The 3,487-nt window shown below is 44.0% G+C and carries 2 protein-coding genes; one reads left to right on the top strand and one right to left on the bottom strand.

Features of this window, described 5'->3' with window-relative positions; genetic code table 11:
• A partial coding sequence (rne, locus tag AB4496_RS22510) for a ribonuclease E (RefSeq protein ID WP_372132020.1) occupies nt 1-1,904 on the bottom strand: 1,904 nt, incomplete at its 3' end.
• A gap of 618 nt (nt 1,905-2,522) precedes the next feature.
• On the opposite strand from rne, the gene rluC reads away from it, so the two are divergent.
• The gene (rluC, locus tag AB4496_RS22505; RefSeq protein ID WP_009848612.1) at nt 2,523-3,467 is read left to right on the top strand and encodes a 23S rRNA pseudouridine(955/2504/2580) synthase RluC; all 945 of its coding nucleotides are present in this window, start codon (nt 2,523-2,525) and stop codon (nt 3,465-3,467) included.
• Nucleotides 3,468-3,487 lie beyond the last annotated feature (20 nt).

Genomic DNA, 3,487 nt, shown 5'->3' with positions numbered 1-3,487 from the left:
TCACCACGTTGTTCACCACGGTCACCACGTTGTTCACCACGGTCACCACGTTGGTTACGACGACGGTTATCGTTACGATCACGGCGTTGACGGTTGCCGTTGTTGCGATTGTTCTTAGGTTTCTCTTCTTGCTTCTCTTCTTCTTTTTTCTCTTCTTGAGTTGAAGAGCCAAATAAGAAGCTACCGATAGCTTTGAAGAAACGACCAACTAAACCTGGTTCTTGAGTCGCTGCTGATTCAGCTTTTTTCTCTTCTACAGCTTTAGGTGCTGGAGCTGGAGTCGGTGCTGATTGAGCAGGAGCTGCGAAGCCTTTAAGAGCTGGCTCTTCGATCTTCTTAGGACGAATAGTCTGTTCTGCAGGCTCTTTGCTTTCTGCTTCTTTTAGAGCTTCTAGCTTGGTAGGCAGCAAGTAAGACAGTAGGTCGAACTCTTCACCTTCACGAACACGGATAACCTCAAAGTGCGGTGTTTCCATGTCAGAGTTAGGAACTACAGTGATCTTAACTTCTTGGTTCTTCTCGATGTGGTTTACTGAGCGACGTTTTTCGTTCAATAGGTAAGAAGCGATAGGAACAGGGACTACAGCAAGAACTTGCGCAGTGTTGTCTTTTAGAGCTTCTTCTTCGATCAGACGTAGAACAGATAGTGCTAGAGATTCGTTATCACGAACAACACCAGTACCTGTACAACGAGGACAAATGTGGTGGCTTGCTTCTGCTAGTGATGGACTCAAACGTTGACGAGACATCTCTAGAAGACCAAAGCGAGAAATACGACCAATCTGAACACGTGCGCGATCTAAACGAACGGCATCACGTAGACGGCTTTCTACTTCGCGTTGGTGGCGAACCGGAGTCATATCGATAAAGTCGATAACAACAAGACCACCTAGGTCACGTAGACGTAATTGACGTGCAATTTCATCGGCTGCTTCTAGGTTAGTGTTAAGTGCTGTTTCTTCGATATCGCCGCCCTTTGTTGCACGAGCAGAGTTGATATCGATAGAAGTCAGAGCTTCTGTTGGGTCGATTACGATAGAACCACCAGATGGAAGACGAACTTCACGTTGGAAAGCAGATTCGATCTGGCTTTCAATCTGGTAATGGCTGAATAGTGGTACTTCACCATCGTATTTCTTAACGCGATTCATGAAATCTGGGCGTATTAATTGAATGTGCGCTTGTGCACGTTCAAAAATAGTATTGCTGTCGATTAGAATCTCGCCAATATCACGACGTAGATAGTCACGAATCGCACGAACGATAACGTTACTTTCTTGGTGAATAAGGAAAGGAGCTGCATTTGAATCAGAAGCTTGCTTGATAGCGCCCCAGTGATTCAATAGAACGTTCAAGTCCCACTCTAGCTCTTCTGCACTTTTGCCTACACCCGCTGTACGCACAATTAAGCCCATACCTTGAGGAAGCTCAAGAGTGCTTAATGCTGCTTTCAGTTGAGTGCGTTCATCACCTTCGATACGACGAGAAATACCGCCAGCGCGAGGGTTATTTGGCATAAGAACTAAGTAACTACCCGCCAAAGAGATGAAAGTTGTCAGTGCAGCACCTTTGCTACCACGTTCTTCTTTCTCAACTTGTACGATTACTTCTTGTCCTTCTCTTAGCACTTCTTTAATGCTAGGACGGCCTTGGTATGTATAACCTTCAGGGAAGTATTCGCGGGCAATTTCTTTAAGAGGGAGGAAACCGTGACGTTCTGCGCCGTAATCAACAAATGCCGCTTCTAGGCTTGGTTCAATACGGGTAATACGTCCTTTGTAGATATTCGCTTTCTTTGATTCGTGACCTGGACTTTCGATATCTAGATCGAACAGTCGCTGGCCATCAACCAAAGCGACACGCAACTCTTCTTTTTGAGTTGCGTTAATTAACATTCTTTTCATTTAGAAATTCTCATTGTCTTTTCTTATTTTCATCATTGGTCTTATCGCTTTAGTTCGTTTCTCATGGTGCCAGATCCCATGGCTTTATCGGTGCAGCCTCCCGGCTGGAGAGGGATGCTCTGGGGCACGTCAGTCATCATAGGGAGTTAGCCTATGATCCGCGATGTGGCGGTGAATACTCAACATGAGTGTACGTGAGTAGAGCGATAAGGAACTCAGTTGACCGTGTCTTACGCCGATTGCAGCACTGTCTAATCTGAGTCATCTACTCATTTACTTGCTTATGAATGGTTAGCTGTTTAAATATTAGTCAATCCATTGATAGCAGCTGTGAACTATAGCAGTGGTCGGTAAACACAGCAATCTGCTTTGTCGTAATGCGGTAAAAAAAACAGTTTTTGTTTGGGTTTTGATAGCTCTAACTCACTGTCTATAAATAATTTATCAATTGATATTTTAATTTGCAGGAAGCTTGGTGCTTTTTTGTTCGAAGAATCAAAGAAATATAGAACTTCAATGCCCTTTTAGGGATAGAGTCGCAGGGATTTTAGATAAATAAGTTCAGAATAGGGTTAAGAAAATCTCAATTATCAAAAGTGACAGTGATACAATAACCCAATGAGCGAAATTAGAACCCAAGTCCAATTTGTCGACATTGACGAAGATATGGCTGGTCAGCGTATTGATAACTTCTTACGCAACCAATTAAAAAACATCCCGAAAAGCATGATTTACCGAATCGTGCGTAAAGGCGAAGTCCGCGTTAACAAGAAACGTATCAAGGCTGAGTACAAACTAAAAGCTGGCGACTTAGTACGTATCCCTCCCGTTACTATTGAAGAGAAAACGGAAGAGAACGTACCGAGTACGAAACTCAATAAGGTTTCGGAATTGGAACAGTGCATCATCTATGAAGATGATCACATGCTGATTCTCAATAAACCATCAGGTACTGCGGTTCATGGTGGCAGCGGCTTGAAGTTTGGCGCGATTGAAGCATTGCGTGCTCTTCGCCCTGATGCTCGTTTTCTTGAGTTAGTGCACCGTATTGATAGAGATACGTCTGGCATTTTGCTTGTTGCTAAGAAGCGCTCGGCGCTAAGACACCTTCAAGCACAGTTCCGTGAAAAAACGGTTCAAAAATACTATTTCGCTCTAGTGATGGGCGAATGGAAGAACAGCTGTAAAGTCGTCAACGCACCTTTGTTAAAAAATGAAGTGAATAGCATTGTTCGAGTGAACCCGAATGGTAAAGCTTCTGAAACCCGCTTTAAGGTTTTAGAGAAATTCCAAGAGGCGACGTTGATTCAAGCTAGCCCAATTACAGGCCGTACACACCAAATCCGTGTGCACGCTCAGTATACCGGTCATCCAATAGCTTGGGATGATCGTTACGGTGATCGTCGTTTCGATGCTTATACGGGTAAAGTAGGACTGAATCGTCTGTTCTTACATGCAGCCAACATCAAGTTTATCCACCCGGGTAGCGAAGAGAAGATTGATATCTCGGCGCCAATGGAAAGAAGGCTAGAGAAAGCCTTAACTGGTTTACGTAAGCTTTAAGAAGATACGAGATACGAGAT

The organism is Vibrio sp. 10N.222.46.A1 (assembly GCF_041473595.1).
Taxonomy (GTDB): Bacteria; Pseudomonadota; Gammaproteobacteria; order Enterobacterales; family Vibrionaceae; genus Vibrio; species Vibrio tasmaniensis_A.
This window is presented reverse-complemented; position numbering and strand designations above follow the sequence as displayed.

Bases quoted from the DNA above. Each gene is read 5' to 3' on its own strand.
- rluC (WP_009848612.1), top strand. From the start codon at position 2,523: ATGAGCGAAATTAGAACCCAAGTCCAATTTGTCGACATTGACGAAGAT.